The organism is Bacteroides cellulosilyticus (genome assembly GCF_020091405.1).
GTDB lineage: Bacteria > Bacteroidota > Bacteroidia > Bacteroidales > Bacteroidaceae > Bacteroides.
Window position 1 is genome coordinate 5,140,994 of sequence record NZ_CP081903.1, and the last position, 16,052, is coordinate 5,157,045.

The following is a 16,052-nucleotide window of genomic DNA, read 5'->3' on the forward strand; positions in this document are numbered from 1 at the left end:
AAGATAAGGTTCTGAAAACAATTGAGTTTCAGAACCTTTTTTAATCTCACCTTGTTTCACTCTCATCATGAATAATTGGAAGAAAAAATTTATCATAATATGGAGCGGGCAACTATTTTCTATATTAAGTAGTTCCATCGCTCAGTTCTCTATCGTCTTATGGATTAGTCTCAAAACGGGTTCTGCGGAAGTTTTGTCCTTTGCCATGATCGCCGCCTTGTTGCCGCAAGCCTTGTTAGGGGCATTTGCAGGCGTATATGTGGATCGCTGGAACCGGAAATGGACTATGATAGGTGCAGATAGTTTCGTTGCACTCTGTTCCGGTGTCATCGCTTTGTTATTTTACTTGGATGTAGTGGAATTGTGGCACATCTATATATTATTGGCGCTTCGTTCCATTGGTGGTTCGTTCCATTCACCGGCAATGAAATCATCTATTCCATTGCTGGCTCCGGAAAAGGAACTGACCCGTATTGCGGGAATTAACCAGGCTATCCAGTCTATTTGTAATATTGGTGGCCCTGCGTTGGGAGCGGTTCTGCTTCTGGCATTCGATATGAGTGTAGTCATGTTATTGGATGTGGCAGGCGCAATCATTGCCTGCACTTCCCTACTGTTTGTTTACATTCCGAATCCGAAGAAGGAAAATATCTCAGCTAAGAGTGTATTGAACGATATGCGCGACGGTTTCCATGTGATTATGCGCAACCGAGGAGTTAGTTGGGTGATGGTTACAGAAATCCTGATTACTTTCTTTGTGTTGCCGATAGTCGCCCTGATGCCGCTGATGACTTTGCATACTTTCTCCGGAACAGCTTATCAGATTAGTTTGATAGAAACACTTTTCGGGGCGGGTATGTTGGCTGGAGGGGCTTTATTGGGGATTTGGAATCCTAAGATTAGGAAGATACTGATGATTGCGTTCTCTTATGCGGTACTTGGTCTGGCATTGGCTATATGTGGTATGTTGCCCGGCAATGGGTATGTCTTTTTTGCCATACTGACGGTGGTACAAGGGCTTATCGTGCCATTTTTATCCGGTCCCTTTACCGCTCTATTGCAGACGCAGTTCAAACCGATTTATCTGGGACGTGTATTCTCGCTTTTCGACAGTATAAGTTTGTTCCCTTCTATCATCGGTTTGCTTGTCACAAGCTTTGTAGCCGACTCTTTGGGAATAGGCAACATATTTATATACTGTGGTTTTGCCATTGTGCTGACTGCAATTCTGATGATGTGTATTCCTTCTGTTAGAAATCTGGAGAAAGAGGAGATCAGGAAGAAAAAGTAAATGAAATGCCCCCAAAAGTTTTATATCTAACTTTTGGGGGCATTTCATTTATAGTATTATTGCGCGTCTATACCTCTTTTTTTCAGCATCTCAAAGTCTTCTTTTCTCATTCCTATATCATCCAGTGGACGCGGTTCATTATGATCGTTCAGATAAACCCTCGATTTCTCTGTATAGAGAGGGCTGGTGACAGATAGACTGTCATTGCGATACGGAGTTTCTATTCCGGCCAGTTCCATCATGGTCTGGAAGAAAGAAATGCTGGAAGATATATTTTTCTGTCGGTTCATCGAAGCAGCTTTCTCTATCCCGGGATACTCTTCCCTATAACTGTCGGATGTCCACAGCAGGAAAGGTACGTGTAGCTGATAGTAGGACGGAACGGGGGATGCATGAAGAAACAGGTGTCGGCCATCGTCGAAGATATCTTCCCCATGGTCGGACGTATAAAGCATACTGGCATCTACTTGCTGCAGCTCCAATAAGTGGATGATACGTGCCAGGAAATTATCCGTATACCGAATGGAATTGTCGTAGGCATTCATCAAGTTATCTTTGTATTTCACTTCTGCATCTACGGGGAAATCCGGTAAGAAGAAAGCAGCAGTTTCCGGATAACGTTCCCGGTAATTGAAGTGGGATCCATAGGTATGCAATACAATGAACTGTTTCCGATTTCCTTTCTCAAGTTCTTTTTCTACCAACATTAACAGTTCGTCATCCGAAGGATTGTATTGGGAATCCTGCGAATCTTCTTTGATAAAATCATAAGTATCCGCTTCCATTCCGAAGAAGTCGATGAAAGAATGATTATACCGCTGGTTTGAGAAGAAGGCTGTCTGGAAACCGGCTTCTTTGAAAACGGTAATGATGCTTTTCCGATAATAAATGGAATCGAAATTCTGTGCAGAAACGGGAGAAAGCAGCATGGGTACACTCTTGTGCGTAGTATTCGATTCCGTCAGAACATGGCAGAAAGAAGTCACTCCTTCTATTTTAGAAAGTTCAGGGTTCGTATCCCGATCATAGTCGTAAAGACTCCAGTTCTGGGCGCGGGATGTCTCGCCCACTACCATAATATAAATTTCGCGCCTGTCTTCCGGATGGGAAGGTTGGGCGTTAAAAGTAAAGTTCTCTGATGTGCGGTGATACGTCCTTGTTTGGGCATTACGCTGGAATGCGAGTGCTACATTGTAACACACGTTGGCCGGATACAAATCCGACTTCAGCTCGTAACGTTTATCGAGTCCATAAGCGGCGCCCAATGAGATAAAGCCGATGAGTAAGGCAATCCATGCCTTTTTCCGTTCCCGACGGATAAATTCCGGAGATAATTTCCGCTTCTTTATAATGGAGATTGCCGCCAGAATCAATGCCGGTATATAAAGAATAATCACACTCACTAATGCCGGAACAAGATTATCCAGCAACTCCATAGCTTCACTTGAATTAGTGGTTACCAGGTTCAGGAACATATCCACAGCTATAATAGACTGTCCGAAGAGATAAAGCAGTACTATCTGGAAAGCTCCGAAGAAGATGAATAAGAAAAGTATCCAGAACATCTTTCCACAGTTTCTCGACAAAGTCATCAATAGATAATAGAAAGCAAATGGCAACAGTACATTACACACTTTTGCCACCACAGGCATCGGCTCTGTAAAACAGAGGATGATATTGGGTGCTATCAGGATCAACAGAAACAGATAGAACAAATGCTCCTGATTTTCCAACCACTTCTTTATGTTTTTAAAAAGCTTCATTGATGTTGAATATAAATCCGGTCTGGCCTTTTCCAAACCCTAAATCTAACCTTACGTTTACTCTCTTTTTGAACTCCCACCGATAACCAAAACCATAATTAGGGAGGATATGTTTAACTTCGAAGCCGGAGAATTTTGGAAACACGGTTCCCGCTCCTGCCCATACAGCTACGCCATTTCGCCTCCAGACGTGCTGACGAAGCTCTATCTGCGCATCCATGGCACATTTATCACGGTAACGCCCTTCGTAATAACCACGCATGGAATAAGAACTTCCCAATGTTGCCATCAATCCCCAAGGCGGATTACCGTAATTCAGCAACGTATGGAATTGTCCAGCCAATACTCCCCCTTTCCACACAGGATGATAATAGCTGGTAGTCAGTTCTGTGCTGCTGAAAGCATATTTATTACCGAGGAATGCGGGACTGAATCGTTGATCTATTCTCAGGTAATAGCCACTATAGGCATTTGTGAGGAAATCCCGTGAATCATAGAGTAATGAGAATCCGAGGCTTATATTGGTAGTCCGGGCTTTCATTCCTTCCCACAGTTCGGGCTTTTCAAAATCGTGGCCGTAGACATAATCAAAGACAGCCATCGGACCGATATAGAAGTTCCGCGCTACACGAGTCATGAAGTCTACCTTTACTTGGGCCTGGAAGCGGTCGTAATCACTTTCATTATCGTCATTAGAACCGTTTTCATATCCTTTTCCCCAATACAGGCTGGGGAACGAATAGAAATAAAGATTGTAATTCAGACGGTATCTGTCTTGTGGAAAGAGATGATTTCCACGTACTCCCAACAAATAGAAACCTACCGTAGATACATCACCGTATAAAGATACATTAGATGGCGGAAGGATGGTATCATTCAGGTCTGTACGATATAATCCGGCGGCTACCAGGCCGATGCCGAACTTGGTATCACTGGAATAATGAGGCCCTCCGATAACACTGAAGTCAAACTTCCTGTTTTTTTTCTCTTTGTTGGCATCATTAAAATAGTCCAGGAATTTCTTGAAGAAACTTTTCTTTTGTGGCAAAGTGTCAATTACGGATACAGAAGAGTCGACTGAAACATCTGTTCCTGTGGGGCCTTGTGCCCATATATCGGTGGCTATTATCAATAACAGCACCGGTAGTACCCATTTCGTTAGTTTAGCGTCCATGATTATACCTGTAGAAAACTACGTCGGCAAATTTAGTTTTATTTTAATCATATAACAACAATTTTGTGAAGTGTTTTGTTCAAACTTCTTCCATTAAGAAAAAAGGGGGAAGAAATAAGAATTTCAGAACTTTATTCCCATTTTAACGTTATTCTTTTAGAACGAATAACGAACTTCATTATGAAAACAAAAATGGATATTCCCGATAAAGAGGGACGAAAACGACTTGTGATTGTGGGTGGTGGCTTCGGTGGATTGAAGTTGGCACGCAAATTGAAAAGTGATAAATTCCAGATAGTGTTATTGGACAAGAATAATCATCATATTTTCCAACCCCTACTCTATCAGGTAGCAACCGCCGGTATTGAACCGAGTGCAATTTCTTTTCCTTACCGCAAGATATTTAAAAAGAGAAAACATTTCCATATACGTATTTGTGAGGCGCAACGGGTAATTCCCGAAGATAATATTCTGGAGACTTCCATCGGAGCTCTTTCATACGATTATCTGGTTGTCTCTACCGGATGTCGTACCAACTATTTTGGTAACGATGGGCTGTCTCAACGGACGATGGCCCTGAAGAACACTGCAGAAGCTCTGTTTAATCGCAACCAGATTCTGGAAAGCTTTGAAAAAGCACAGAATACCAGCAATCTGGAGACAAGGAAACGTCTCATGACATTTGTCATCGTAGGTGGCGGTGCTACGGGTATAGAACTTTCCGGCGCATTGGCAGAAATGAAGAAATTTGTGCTTCCGCAAGACTATCCCGATCTTGATATGAACCTGATGCGCATTATTCTTGTGGATGGTGCTCCCCGTCTGCTCTCCGCTTTCTCTGAAAAATCTTCGGAAGAAGTGGCAAATTACTTATTAAAACGTGATGTGGAGATCATAACCAGTGTGCAGGTTACAAATTATGAGAATGGAACGATGACTCTGAGTGATAACAGTACCTTGGAAACGATGAACGTCTTTTGGGTTGCAGGTGTACGCGCCAACAGCATAGAGGGCCTTGCGAAGGAAGCCTATGGCCCCGGTAACCGCCTCCTTGTCAATCTCTACAACTGTGTTCAGGGTTATGACAATATTTTTGCTATCGGTGACACTGCACTTATGATTTCCAAGGAATACCCGAAAGGGCATCCGCAAGTAGTTCAACCAGCCATTCAGCAAGCCCATAATCTGATCCAGAATCTGGATAGAAAGGAACGGGGACTTGAAATGCAACCGTTTGTTTATCACAACAAAGGCTCCATGGCTACCATAGGACGTAATCACGCAGTGGTGGAACTGAAAAACCTTCGTTTCGGTGGTTTCCCCGCGTGGGCAGTATGGTTATTCATCCACTTAATGAGTATTGTCGGTGTAAAGAACCGTCTGTTTATCTTCGTAGACTGGATGTGGAGTTACTTTACATACGATCCTTCTTTGAGGGTAATTATAAAACCTTTGCGCAGAGATAAACCATAATGCCTTATTTTTCGTTATATTAAATATAAATGTTTAAAACGAACGACTATGCTTTACAAATTTTTATTCCCGTCTAAACCGGATGGAGCAGCAACGTCTGCTATATTATTAATAGTGAGAATTATATTTGGTGTGTTATTAATGAATCACGGCATCGAAAAGTGGTCTAATTATCAAGAGTTATCCGCTGTATTTCCCGACCCGCTGGGTGTGGGCAGTCCTCTTTCCCTGGGATTAGCCATATTCGGTGAATTGGCTTGTTCTATGGCATTTATCATTGGTTTCCTTTACCGTCTGGCAATGCTGCCGATGATATTTACAATGGGAATGGCATTCTTTGTCATTCATGGAAACGATCCGTTTGCGGTCAAAGAACTGGCTTTCATATATCTGGTGGTATACGTACTGATGTATATTATCGGTCCCGGAAAGTTTGCCGTAGACCACTGGCTGGGTAAGGCTTTGACTCCCAAAAAGCCTTAATTTTACCGGGGCTGTTTAACTGAAAATTTGTTTTTGTCTCTTATTTAAGTGTATTTTTCACAAAAAGCACTTATATTTGCCCGAAGAAAAAGAGCAAAGAGTTAAATCAATAAACTCAGTAAAACAAAAGAAAGTAATTATGAAAAAGAGTAATTTGAATTTGGCTGCAACCGTGATGATTTGTGGCGCATTTCTTTTCAGTTCTTGTATCGGTTCTTTCGGCCTGCACAGTAAATTGGTGAATTGGAACCAAAGTATCGGTACAAAGTTTGTTAATGAGCTTGTTTATCTGGCTTGCAACATTATCCCCGTATATCCTGTTTGCTATCTGGCAGATGCGTTGGTAATCAACTCCATTGAATTTTGGAGCGGTTCCAATCCGATGGCTAACGTGGGTGATGTGAAGAAAGTGAAAGGTGAAAACGGAAACTATCTCGTAAAAACATTGGAGAACGGTTACTCTATCACAAAAGAAGGTGAAACCACTGCTATGGAGCTGGTTTACGACAAAGAATTGAACACTTGGAATGTGGTTGCAGAAGGTGTTAGCACTGAATTGCTGCAAATGAACGGTGACGGTACTGCACAGATGTATCTGCCGAATGGTGAAGCAATGAATGTGACATTGGATGCACAAGGCGTAGCAGCTGCTCGTCAGGCAACGATGATCAACACTTATTACGCTGCACGCTAATTAAGAAAAAAGCTTGAATATGCGGGCGGATGAGCAATCATTCGCCCGTTGCTTTTTATACCCCTCCCGATTTTTTTAGAATGGGTAACCTACTGCAAAATGGAAAGCAAAGTCACGTCCGAAGTCAGGACGCAGAATGGGATAACGATCCTTTCCCTTTTCAGGGTTAATAGCCTTCATACCACCATCAAAGCGAAGTACAAAGAAATCCAGATCCAGACGTAATCCCACACCGTAAGCTACGGCTATTTGCTTATAAAACTGGTCGAACTTGAATTTACCCCCCGGCTGATCCTGATATTCGCGAATCGTCCAAATATTTCCCGCATCTACAAACAAAGCACCTCTGAACTTCCAGAATAAACGTGTGCGGTATTCTATACTGGCATCCAGCTTGATGTCACCCGATTGGTTCATGAAGTTACCTTTTTCATCGGAGAAAGTACCGGGACCGAGACTACGTACCGACCATCCGCGTACACTGTTTGCTCCACCCGAAAAATAACGTTTCTCGAAAGGAATCATCCGTGCGTTTCCGTAAGGAATGGCAATACCTCCCCCAATATGAAATGCAATGGAGTTACGGTTATCGATGACGATATTTTTGGCAAAGTCCAGGTCGCCCTTTATATATTGTGCATACGGAATATTCAAGATAGTGTATTCATCCTGATCATTTTTCTTTAAATTGCTCATTTTAGAAAGCACATACAAGAGATTTCCCGCAGACTCAAAGTTGAAACGTATACTATAAGAATTACCAATCACTGCATTGTTCATCAATGCTTGTCCTGCGCTGTTATAGATATAGCTGTACCCGGTACGGACAATCAAACGGTCTTTATAGTTATACTCCAGCAGATAGTTCTTCTCATCGTTCAGGAAATTGTTTTTAAACTCGGGTTCTATCCACGGCATATACAAATAGTTGATGTCCAGCAAGTCTATACGATGCTGCGAACGCTGTCGCTGCAAACCCCATTTATAACTCCATGAACCGGATGCAACGATGCGTGTAAACTCGGGACGCATCTGATAATTATATTGCAGCCCGAATTCCGTGGTTGCCCTTATCCTCCGCTTGAAGTCATTGGATATGAACGGAAACATGAAGCGGGGAAAGTTTATACTGGTTTCCACACCAAGTTCCGTATAGTTGTCATTCTTATACCCTAAACCGGAAACAGCTTCGTAAGCTCCGCGAAGCTTAACCAGGAAAGTTTCGGAACCTCTGAATACATTGCGATTCTGAAAAGATACAGATGCCGCGGCACCCAAATCACCCGCAGAGTTCGTTCCCTCCAGTTCGAAAGATACAGACTGATGTTTGTTCTTCGTCAGCATAACATAGGCATTCAGCTTTGCGCTATCACTTACCTGTGTTTCGAAGAAACGTACATTGGTATATTTCAATACCGGCAGACGTCCGAAGTTGGAGTAAGTGCGCTGCACATCCTGTTCGTTGTAAAGATCTCCCGGAGTTATCCGCAGATTATCAGTCAATACTTTAGGACGCAGGTACAATTTATCCTTATAATATATGGGAAATCCTTTATAGTGTATCGAATCATTGATTTCCACACTACTGAGAGCTGAAGATTGCAGGACGTCATAGTCCGCAATGAAATTCACTTTATTAATCGTATACTGTGGATGATCCTGCAATTCAGCACCGGAATGCTGTCTATATCGTGCCAGATGCAAGGTCAGATCCACCTGATAAGTGCCACGTACCGTATCTGCCGTATAAGAAATATAATCTTTGTTGAATTTATAATAACCGTTGCGAAGCAGGTTGCCCGTGATCCGTTGACGTTCACTGTCCAGTATGTTGGCATTGAAGTACATACCTTCGGATAAATAGGTCGATGCAGAATCTTTCTGCATATATTCCCGGATTTTTTCATCCTGAACATCATATTTCAGGCTACGGACAATATACGGCTCTCCGGTGTTTACTTTATAAGCCAGTTTTACCTTTTTCTTCTTGATTTTGGGAATGTACTCTACGGTAGCACCCATGTACCCCATATTCTGAACGGCTTTCGTCATTTCCTCCCGTGAACGTTCAGTTTCTTCCTTACTATAGATAACAGGGGCATCTCCCAGCCTGCGTAAAGCCCGGTTCACCCAACGGGTAGAATCACGTCCCGACCAGTTGTAAACATACAACTGGGTTTTAATCAGACTAAACCATTTGGAGTTCGGATTTTGCCGCACATATATGGACAAATTAGAAGGCTTCACATTTTTATTATCAGTATGTATGCGCACTTCATCCAGCAAGTATGAACCATCCGGCACATATTTGGTGGTCGAGCAGGAAGCTAATGTAAGTATGGCAGCAGTAAGTAGTGCGTAGTGGAAGCCTTTCTTCATACCAGAATTAATAAATTGCGCATAATTGACTACAAATATAAATCTATTTTTTCTTTTCCGAAATAAAAAACCGGATGAAGTGTGTTCCGTTTTTTGATTATATAGAAATAATCACGTACTTTTGCCAAACGATAACATTTAAGCTATGGCACTGAGCAAAAACCGCATCAAATATATCCACTCGTTGGAGCTGAAGAAGAATCGTAAAACAGAAAAAGTCTTTCTGGCAGAGGGGCCTAAACTGGTAGGCGATTTGTTAGGACATTTTCCCTGCCGCTTTCTGGCGGCTACGCCCGAATGGTTATCGCAACATCCCAAACTTCCGGTAGAAGATGTTTCGGAAGTGTCCGATGAAGACCTTTCCCGTGCCAGCTTATTGAAAACTCCCCAGCAAGTACTTGCCGTATTCGAGCAGCCGGAATATGAAACGGATGCTTCCGTCATCAGCCATTCGCTTTGTCTGGCGCTGGACGACGTACAAGATCCGGGAAATCTGGGCACTATCATTCGCCTGGCAGACTGGTTTGGAATAGAGCATATCTTCTGTTCCCCGAATACCGTAGATGTATATAATCCAAAGACGGTTCAAGCCACCATGGGAGGCATTGCCCGTGTGAAACTGCACTATACTCCCCTGCCCGACCTCATTCAAAGCCTGAAGGATATACCTGTTTACGGCACTTTCCTCGATGGAGAAAATATGTACACACAGAAATTATCATCCAACGGATTGATTGTGATGGGTAATGAAGGCAACGGAATCGGGAAAGAAGTGGAGCAACTCATTAACCGCAAACTTTATATTCCCAATTATCCCGCAGAGAGGGAAACGTCCGAGTCACTGAATGTGGCAATTGCTACCGCAGTGGTCTGTGCCGAGTTCCGCCGGCAGGCTGCATCGTTGTAAAATCGAAAGGATAAAATAGATAAGCACTTATTCCGGAAGGAAACGTTTCTTGGCAGAAAACTTCCGGAAGTTCCTCTAATACTTCATTTGATTTCTGAAATATACCGGAGTACCCTTTGGAAATATCTTCTTTATTATCCAATAAAGCAATGACTCCGGGAAACCATTCCACTCCTTCAATCTCTTCTGTCAAAGGAAAGACGGACACGACTCGTCCTTCTTCCACCCCTACCACATATTGTTTGAGATAACCATATCCGGGCAGAAAAATAAAATGTGAAGCGAATCGTTTGATCATCAGAGCTTATCTTTACGGATTTGAAGGCGTTCCGGCTTGTCCGCCTTCTTCAGTGTGGGTTCTGAAGACGGACGAGGACGGGCAGCATCACGCCTGCGCGGATTGTCGTTTATCTTCTCTTCCACAGGTTTGAGTTCCTCTTTCTTGAGTTCCTGAGGTTCTATTTTCTCTGTCTTAACAGAATCTTCCTGAATAGAATCATTCTTAGCAAACGACAGTGTATCCGTAGCATGATAACGCATCAGCGAAATGCGGTCGGTCAGTAATGTGCGGGTAGCTTGTGCTGCGGGATAATAGATATATCCACGTATCTCACGGATTTCTCCCAGCGTATCGGCAAAGAGGGAAACTGTTTCCATACCCGATTTGTATACTTTCTGAATATCGCTGATGATGCTGTCCTTATAGACAATCTGCATAGCCATGACAGGAGCATATAGGGAATCAGGCGCACCGTTATGGAAGCGGAAACGTACGTTCCATCGCAAAGTATCGCGGTCTTTAAAGTTAGTATCTGAGGGTAAGACGAAAGTTATCTTGTTGTCCATCGGCATACCTGTCAGCTGATAGATACGTTGCCATGCCCATACATCAATACTATCACCCGGAAGACTTTCCTTCGGCTTATTGTCACGTATAGCGATTAAATTATTGACAACATCCCGTTCCGCTTTCAGCCTTGCGTTTACTTTCTCATAGATCTTGGTGAGTACTTCCGGATTACGCGTGAACCAAACCATTGAGGAATCAAATTCGGCTTGCGTAATTCCGTGCTTTTTAAACACCGATTCAATGTACAACACCCTTTTATAGCCATCGGTATAAGGGACTTCTTCCCCCATAGCCTTTGCTATATGGTAGTCATAAAGCACATTTTCCATCTTAGCATCCGATAGAACCACCTTCGGTCTTTTCACCTGACAGGCTGTCAAACAAGATGCTAACAGGAATATGCTAAACCATTGAATTCGACGCAGACCTTTCATGATTTCTTTATTGCATGATAAGAGTCATTCAAATATTTGCTGTAAAATAATAACAGGGCAATAATACCACAACTGATAGCGGCATCGGCAAGATTAAATATCGGGCTGAAGAATATGAAATGATCCCCACCTACCAACGGCATCCATTGAGGCCAGTTCGTATCAATGATAGGGAAATAGAACATATCCACCACCTTTCCGTAGAACAAAGGAGCATATCCTCCGCCTTCCGGCAGGAATGAAGCTATCTGCGAATGCGTACTCTCATTGAACAACACACCGTAGAATACACTATCGATGATGTTACCCAACGCTCCCGTAAGAATCAGAGATACGCATACGATATAGCCTGTCTTCAAGCCCTGCTTGATTATTCTCGTTAAATACCACCCTATCGCTCCTACGGCAACAATACGGAACAAGGTAAGGAATAACTTACCGAATATCTCCATACCGAACGCCATACCGTTATTCTCGGTAAAGTAAATATAAAACCATGTAGGCGGTTCTGTATCTACCATGCCCAGCTTCTCATAAAGCCATTTTATGGCGTTTTCGCTCTGATGCCAATACATGTGAGTCTTGACATAGATCTTGATTATCTGGTCAGCAATTAATACCGAGAAAATAACGAGCAGCGCAATGCGACCTTTCGTGAGGTATTTGTTCATCCTTACTTCTTACCGTTATTTTTGGCCTCAATGCTCAGTGTAGCATGGGGCACAGCGCGCAAACGTTCGGCAGGAATCAACTTACCTGTTTCACGGCAAATACCATACGTTTTATTCTCAATGCGTACCAGTGCGGCTTGCAAACCCTGGATAAACTTCAACTGACGTTGAGCCAGGCGTGTCGTTTCTTCTTTGGACAAGGTGTTGGCACCTTCTTCCAAAACTTTGTACGTAGGAGACGTATCGTCGGTATCATTACCATCGGCTCCGGTTAAACTGGCTTTCAGCAATTCGTAATCGCGTTGTGCCAATTCTAACTTCTCATTAATAATGGCGCGGAATTCTTCCAATTCAGCATCCGAGTATCTTGTTTTTTCTGCCATAACTTTACGTGTTAAATCGTTAGTATTATTATTCTTTTACAACGCTTACGTACAGGGAGAAATCGTCAAAGTTAAGTTCCGTGCCGTTTTCCACCTCATCGGTCAGCGTCAGTGAGGTTCCTAAAACCTGGTTACAAATATAGTCTTTATATTCGTTTACCGCATCATCTGTTTGCTGATTTTTTGATAATGTAATCTTTATTTTGTCCGTTATCTCCAAACCGCTTGACTTGCGGATATTCTGAATACGGTTAACCAGCTCACGGGCAACGCCTTCCTGGCGAAGTTCTTCTGTAACGGTTACATCCAGGGCAACAGTCAGCTTTCCTTCGTTGGCAACCAGCCATCCCGGAATGTCTTCACTGAAGATTTCTACGTCAGCGGCTTCCACAACCACATCCGCACCATCCAGTTGCAAAGTATAAGAACCGTTCTTTTCCAGTTCGGCGATAGCTTCCTGTGACATTTCTGCTACAGCGGCAGCTACGGCTTTCATCTGTTTGCCGAATTTCGGTCCCATCTTCTTGAAGTCACATTTCACTTTCTTCACCAACACACCGGCGGCACCGTCTACGAACTTGATATCCTTCACGTTCACTTCGCTCATGATAAGAGCTTTTACTGCTTCGATGTGGGCACGTTGTTCCTCGTCTACTACCGGTATCATGATACATTGCAGCGGCTGGCGTACTTTGATGTTCACCTTGCGGCGCAAAGCCAATACCATAGAAGTTACGTCCTGTGCCATTTGCATACGGGCTTCCAGTTCTCTGTCTATCATTTCCTCGTTATATTCGGGGAATTTAGCCAAGTGTACGGATACCACGTTGTCGCGTCCTGTTGCGGTAACCAAGTCCATATAGAGCTTGTCGGCATAGAACGGAGCGATGGGCGACATCAGTTTGGCAACGGTTTCCAGACAAGTGTACAGAGTCTGGTATGCAGATAACTTATCCTGCGTAAATTCACCACCCCAGAAACGTTTACGGTTCAGACGAACGTACCAGTTGGAGAGGTTGTCGTTTACGAAGTCGGATATCAGACGTCCGGCCTTTGTCGGCTCGTATTCGCTGTAGCAAGTATCCACTTCTTTCACCAGTGTATTCAGTACAGAGAGTATCCAACGGTCGATTTCAGGACGTTCAGCCATCGGCACGTCAGCTTCCTTGTATTCAAATCCGTCCACATTGGCGTAGAGGGAGAAGAAAGAATATGTATTATATAAGGTACCGAAGAATTTACGACGAACTTCCTCGATGCCGTCTACGTCGAATTTCAGGTTATCCCACGGAGAAGAGTTGGTGATCATATACCAGCGCAAGGGGTCGGATCCGTATTTCTCGATAGTCGAAAAGGGATCTACGCCATTGCCCAGACGTTTGGACATCTTGTTACCATTCTTGTCAAGTACCAATCCGTTAGAGATAACAGCCTTGTAAGAGATGGTATCGAATACCATTGAAGCGATTGCATGGAGTGTAAAGAACCAACCGCGAGTCTGATCCACACCTTCGGCGATAAAGTCGGCAGGGTAAACCTGATGGCTATCCAGCAGTTCTTTGTTCTCGAACGGATAGTGGATTTGTGCATACGGCATGGCTCCGGAATCGAACCATACGTCTATCAGGTCCGCTTCACGCTTCATGGGCTTGCCGTCTTTGGATACGAGGATGATGTCATCCACATATGGACGGTGCAAGTCTATCTTATCATAATTTTCTCCATTGTACTCTCCGGGTACGAAACCTTTATCCTTATAAGGATTGGACTTCATGAATCCGGCAGCTACGGATTTCTCTATTTCATTATAAAGCTCTTCAACCGAACCGATGCAGATTTCCTCGCTGTTGTCTTCCGTGCGCCAGATAGGCAGCGGAGTACCCCAGTAACGTGAACGGCTCAAGTTCCAGTCATTCAGATTTTCCAGCCACTTGCCAAAACGTCCCGTACCGGTGCTTTCCGGTTTCCAGTTGATCGTCTTATTCAGCTCAATCATGCGGTCTTTGCAAGCGGTAGAGCGGATGAACCAGCTATCCAACGGATAATACAATACCGGTTTGTCCGTACGCCAGCAGTGCGGATAATTGTGCACATGCTTCTCTATCTTGAACGCTTGGTTATTGGCTTTCATCATCATGCAGAGACTTACGTCCAGACTTTCGTCCTGATCTGTCAGATTCGGATCGTAATCGTTCTTCACGAAACGGCCTGCATATTCCTTATATAAATCTACGTTTACGCGCTCTTTCACGAAGTTCTCGTCCAGTTCGTCCAATTTATAGAACTTACCGGTCAGGTCCACCATCGGGCGGAGTTCGCCTTTTTTATTGATGAGTTGCAACGGCGGAACACCGGCAGCTTTTGCTACCTGGGCATCGTCCGCACCGAATGTCGGAGCGATATGTACGATACCTGTACCGTCTTCCGTAGTCACATAGTCACCTAAGATTACGCGGAATGCACCTTCACCCGGATTCACCCAAGGTATCAGTTGTTCATATTCCATACCTACAAGTTCCGGACCTTTATATTCTCCTATAACTTTGAACGGTATCAGTTTGTCTCCCGGTTTGTAATCTTCCAGAGCAATGTCTTCCGCTTTCTTATTGAAATGCGTGTAGAGCAAAGCTTTGGCAAGTACAACGGTGATTTTCTCTCCGGTGTATCCGTTGTAGCTTTGTACGGCTACATAGTCTATCTTCGGGCCTACGCAAAGCGCAGTATTCGAAGGTAATGTCCACGGAGTGGTGGTCCATGCAATGAAATACGGAGTTCCCCACTCTGCCATTTCCGGCTTCGGGTTCTTCATCTTAAACTGTGCCACGCAGGTCACATCCTTCACGTCGCGGTAGCAACCGGGCTGGTTCAATTCGTGTGAGCTCAGTCCTGTTCCGGCAGCGGGAGAATACGGCTGTATGGTGTATCCTTTATAAAGATACCCTTTTGTATAGAGTTGCTTCAACAGCCACCACAATGTTTCGATGTAGCGGTTGTCGTAGGTGATATAAGGATCGGTCATGTCTACCCAATACCCCATCTTGTGAGTCAGATCTTCCCATTCTTTGGTGAACTTCATCACATCTTTGCGGCAGGCAGCGTTATAGTCGGCTACGGAGATCGTTTTACCGATATCTTCCTTGGTGATGCCCATTGCTTTTTCCACACCCAGTTCCACAGGAAGTCCGTGTGTGTCCCATCCGGCTTTACGTTTCACCAGGAAACCTTTCATGGTTTTGTAACGGCAGAAAATATCTTTGATGGAGCGAGCCATTACGTGGTGAATGCCCGGCATACCGTTGGCAGAGGGCGGTCCTTCATAAAAAACGAAAGAAGGACAGCCTTCACGTTCTGTCATACTCTTGGCGAAAACCTGGTTCTCGTCCCATTTCTTCAACACTTCCGCGTTTACCTTTGAGAGGTCGAACTGCGAATATTCGGCAAACTTCTTACCCATCTTATTTGCAATTTAACTATTTACAATTTAACGATCAAGGGGGTACTTTGAGACGTGCTAAAGCGACCCTCCTTATTTTAAGGGTGCAAAGTTACA

At 43.8% G+C, this 16,052-nt stretch carries 13 protein-coding genes; 5 read left to right on the forward strand and 8 right to left on the reverse strand.

Annotation, left to right across the window (positions count from 1 at the left end; all coding sequences use genetic code 11):
- The first annotated feature begins 67 nt into the window (after positions 1–67).
- On the forward strand, positions 68–1,291 hold the full coding sequence (locus tag K6V21_RS19400; RefSeq protein ID WP_217714010.1) for an MFS transporter: 1,224 nt from the start codon (positions 68–70) through the stop codon (positions 1,289–1,291).
- Positions 1,292–1,347: 56 nt separating this feature from the next.
- Here K6V21_RS19400 and K6V21_RS19405 read toward each other — a convergent pair whose 3' ends face one another.
- Positions 1,348–3,054, reverse strand: a complete 1,707-nt coding sequence (locus K6V21_RS19405; protein ID WP_224319587.1) for a phosphoethanolamine transferase — start codon at positions 3,052–3,054, stop codon at positions 1,348–1,350.
- Entirely contained in the window at positions 3,041–4,228 is a 1,188-nt protein-coding gene (locus K6V21_RS19410) for a BamA/TamA family outer membrane protein (RefSeq protein WP_224319588.1), read from the reverse strand. Before K6V21_RS19410 ends, K6V21_RS19405 begins: the two co-directional genes overlap by 14 nt.
- 180 nt (positions 4,229–4,408) lie before the next feature.
- Between K6V21_RS19410 and K6V21_RS19415 the strand changes: the two genes are divergently transcribed.
- The 3 genes from K6V21_RS19415 (at position 4,409) to K6V21_RS19425 (ending at position 6,878) form a co-directional block, all read left to right on the forward strand.
- On the forward strand, positions 4,409–5,701 hold the full coding sequence (locus K6V21_RS19415; protein ID WP_224319589.1) for an NAD(P)/FAD-dependent oxidoreductase: 1,293 nt from the start codon (positions 4,409–4,411) through the stop codon (positions 5,699–5,701).
- A gap of 48 nt (positions 5,702–5,749) precedes the next feature.
- A complete protein-coding gene (locus K6V21_RS19420; RefSeq protein WP_007218479.1) occupies positions 5,750–6,184 on the forward strand; it encodes a DoxX family protein in 435 nt (144 codons plus the stop codon).
- 139 nt (positions 6,185–6,323) lie between these two features.
- Complete coding sequence (locus K6V21_RS19425) at positions 6,324–6,878, forward strand: DUF3332 domain-containing protein (protein ID WP_007218478.1); 555 nt, start codon at positions 6,324–6,326, stop codon at positions 6,876–6,878.
- A gap of 75 nt (positions 6,879–6,953) precedes the next feature.
- On the opposite strand, the gene K6V21_RS19430 is transcribed toward K6V21_RS19425, so the two are convergent.
- Positions 6,954–9,257 carry a BamA/TamA family outer membrane protein gene (locus K6V21_RS19430; protein WP_217714006.1) on the reverse strand — a complete coding sequence of 768 codons (2,304 nt, stop codon included), beginning with the start codon at positions 9,255–9,257 and terminating at the stop codon, positions 6,954–6,956.
- Between the two features lie 145 nt (positions 9,258–9,402).
- Here K6V21_RS19430 and K6V21_RS19435 point away from each other — a divergent pair, with 145 nt between their 5' ends.
- A complete protein-coding gene (locus K6V21_RS19435) occupies positions 9,403–10,164 on the forward strand; it encodes a TrmH family RNA methyltransferase (RefSeq protein WP_007214118.1) in 762 nt (253 codons plus the stop codon).
- On the opposite strand, the gene K6V21_RS19440 is transcribed toward K6V21_RS19435, so the two are convergent.
- Genes K6V21_RS19440 through ileS form a run of 5 tightly spaced genes read right to left on the reverse strand, consistent with a single transcriptional unit; the run spans position 10,115 to position 15,956 of the window.
- On the reverse strand, positions 10,115–10,459 hold the full coding sequence (locus K6V21_RS19440) for a hypothetical protein (protein WP_408912901.1): 345 nt from the start codon (positions 10,457–10,459) through the stop codon (positions 10,115–10,117). The genes K6V21_RS19435 and K6V21_RS19440 overlap by 50 nt on opposite strands.
- A 2-nt stretch (positions 10,460–10,461) precedes the next feature.
- Positions 10,462–11,448 (reverse strand): DUF4296 domain-containing protein, encoded by a 987-nt coding sequence (locus tag K6V21_RS19445; RefSeq protein WP_224319591.1) that lies wholly within the window; start codon positions 11,446–11,448, stop codon positions 10,462–10,464.
- Positions 11,445–12,119: a lipoprotein signal peptidase gene (locus K6V21_RS19450; RefSeq protein ID WP_224319592.1), complete on the reverse strand. Its 675-nt coding sequence runs from the start codon at positions 12,117–12,119 to the stop codon at positions 11,445–11,447. Before K6V21_RS19450 ends, K6V21_RS19445 begins: the two co-directional genes overlap by 4 nt.
- Positions 12,120–12,121: 2 nt before the next feature.
- Positions 12,122–12,502, reverse strand: a complete 381-nt coding sequence (locus tag K6V21_RS19455; protein WP_007218473.1) for a TraR/DksA family transcriptional regulator — start codon at positions 12,500–12,502, stop codon at positions 12,122–12,124.
- Positions 12,503–12,530: 28 nt separating this feature from the next.
- Positions 12,531–15,956, reverse strand: coding sequence for an isoleucine--tRNA ligase (gene ileS, locus K6V21_RS19460; protein WP_224319593.1), 3,426 nt, complete (start codon positions 15,954–15,956; stop codon positions 12,531–12,533).
- Positions 15,957–16,052 lie beyond the last annotated feature (96 nt).

Bases quoted from the DNA above. Each gene is read 5' to 3' on its own strand.
- K6V21_RS19400 (WP_217714010.1), top strand. From the start codon at position 68: ATGAATAATTGGAAGAAAAAATTTATCATAATATGGAGCGGGCAACTA.
- K6V21_RS19405 (WP_224319587.1), bottom strand. From the start codon at position 3,054: ATGAAGCTTTTTAAAAACATAAAGAAGTGGTTGGAAAATCAGGAGCAT.
- K6V21_RS19410 (WP_224319588.1), bottom strand. From the start codon at position 4,228: ATGGACGCTAAACTAACGAAATGGGTACTACCGGTGCTGTTATTGATA.
- K6V21_RS19415 (WP_224319589.1), top strand. From the start codon at position 4,409: ATGAAAACAAAAATGGATATTCCCGATAAAGAGGGACGAAAACGACTT.
- K6V21_RS19420 (WP_007218479.1), top strand. From the start codon at position 5,750: ATGCTTTACAAATTTTTATTCCCGTCTAAACCGGATGGAGCAGCAACG.
- K6V21_RS19425 (WP_007218478.1), top strand. From the start codon at position 6,324: ATGAAAAAGAGTAATTTGAATTTGGCTGCAACCGTGATGATTTGTGGC.
- K6V21_RS19430 (WP_217714006.1), bottom strand. From the start codon at position 9,257: ATGAAGAAAGGCTTCCACTACGCACTACTTACTGCTGCCATACTTACA.
- K6V21_RS19435 (WP_007214118.1), top strand. From the start codon at position 9,403: ATGGCACTGAGCAAAAACCGCATCAAATATATCCACTCGTTGGAGCTG.
- K6V21_RS19445 (WP_224319591.1), bottom strand. From the start codon at position 11,448: ATGAAAGGTCTGCGTCGAATTCAATGGTTTAGCATATTCCTGTTAGCA.
- K6V21_RS19450 (WP_224319592.1), bottom strand. From the start codon at position 12,119: ATGAACAAATACCTCACGAAAGGTCGCATTGCGCTGCTCGTTATTTTC.
- K6V21_RS19455 (WP_007218473.1), bottom strand. From the start codon at position 12,502: ATGGCAGAAAAAACAAGATACTCGGATGCTGAATTGGAAGAATTCCGC.
- ileS (WP_224319593.1), bottom strand. From the start codon at position 15,956: ATGGGTAAGAAGTTTGCCGAATATTCGCAGTTCGACCTCTCAAAGGTA.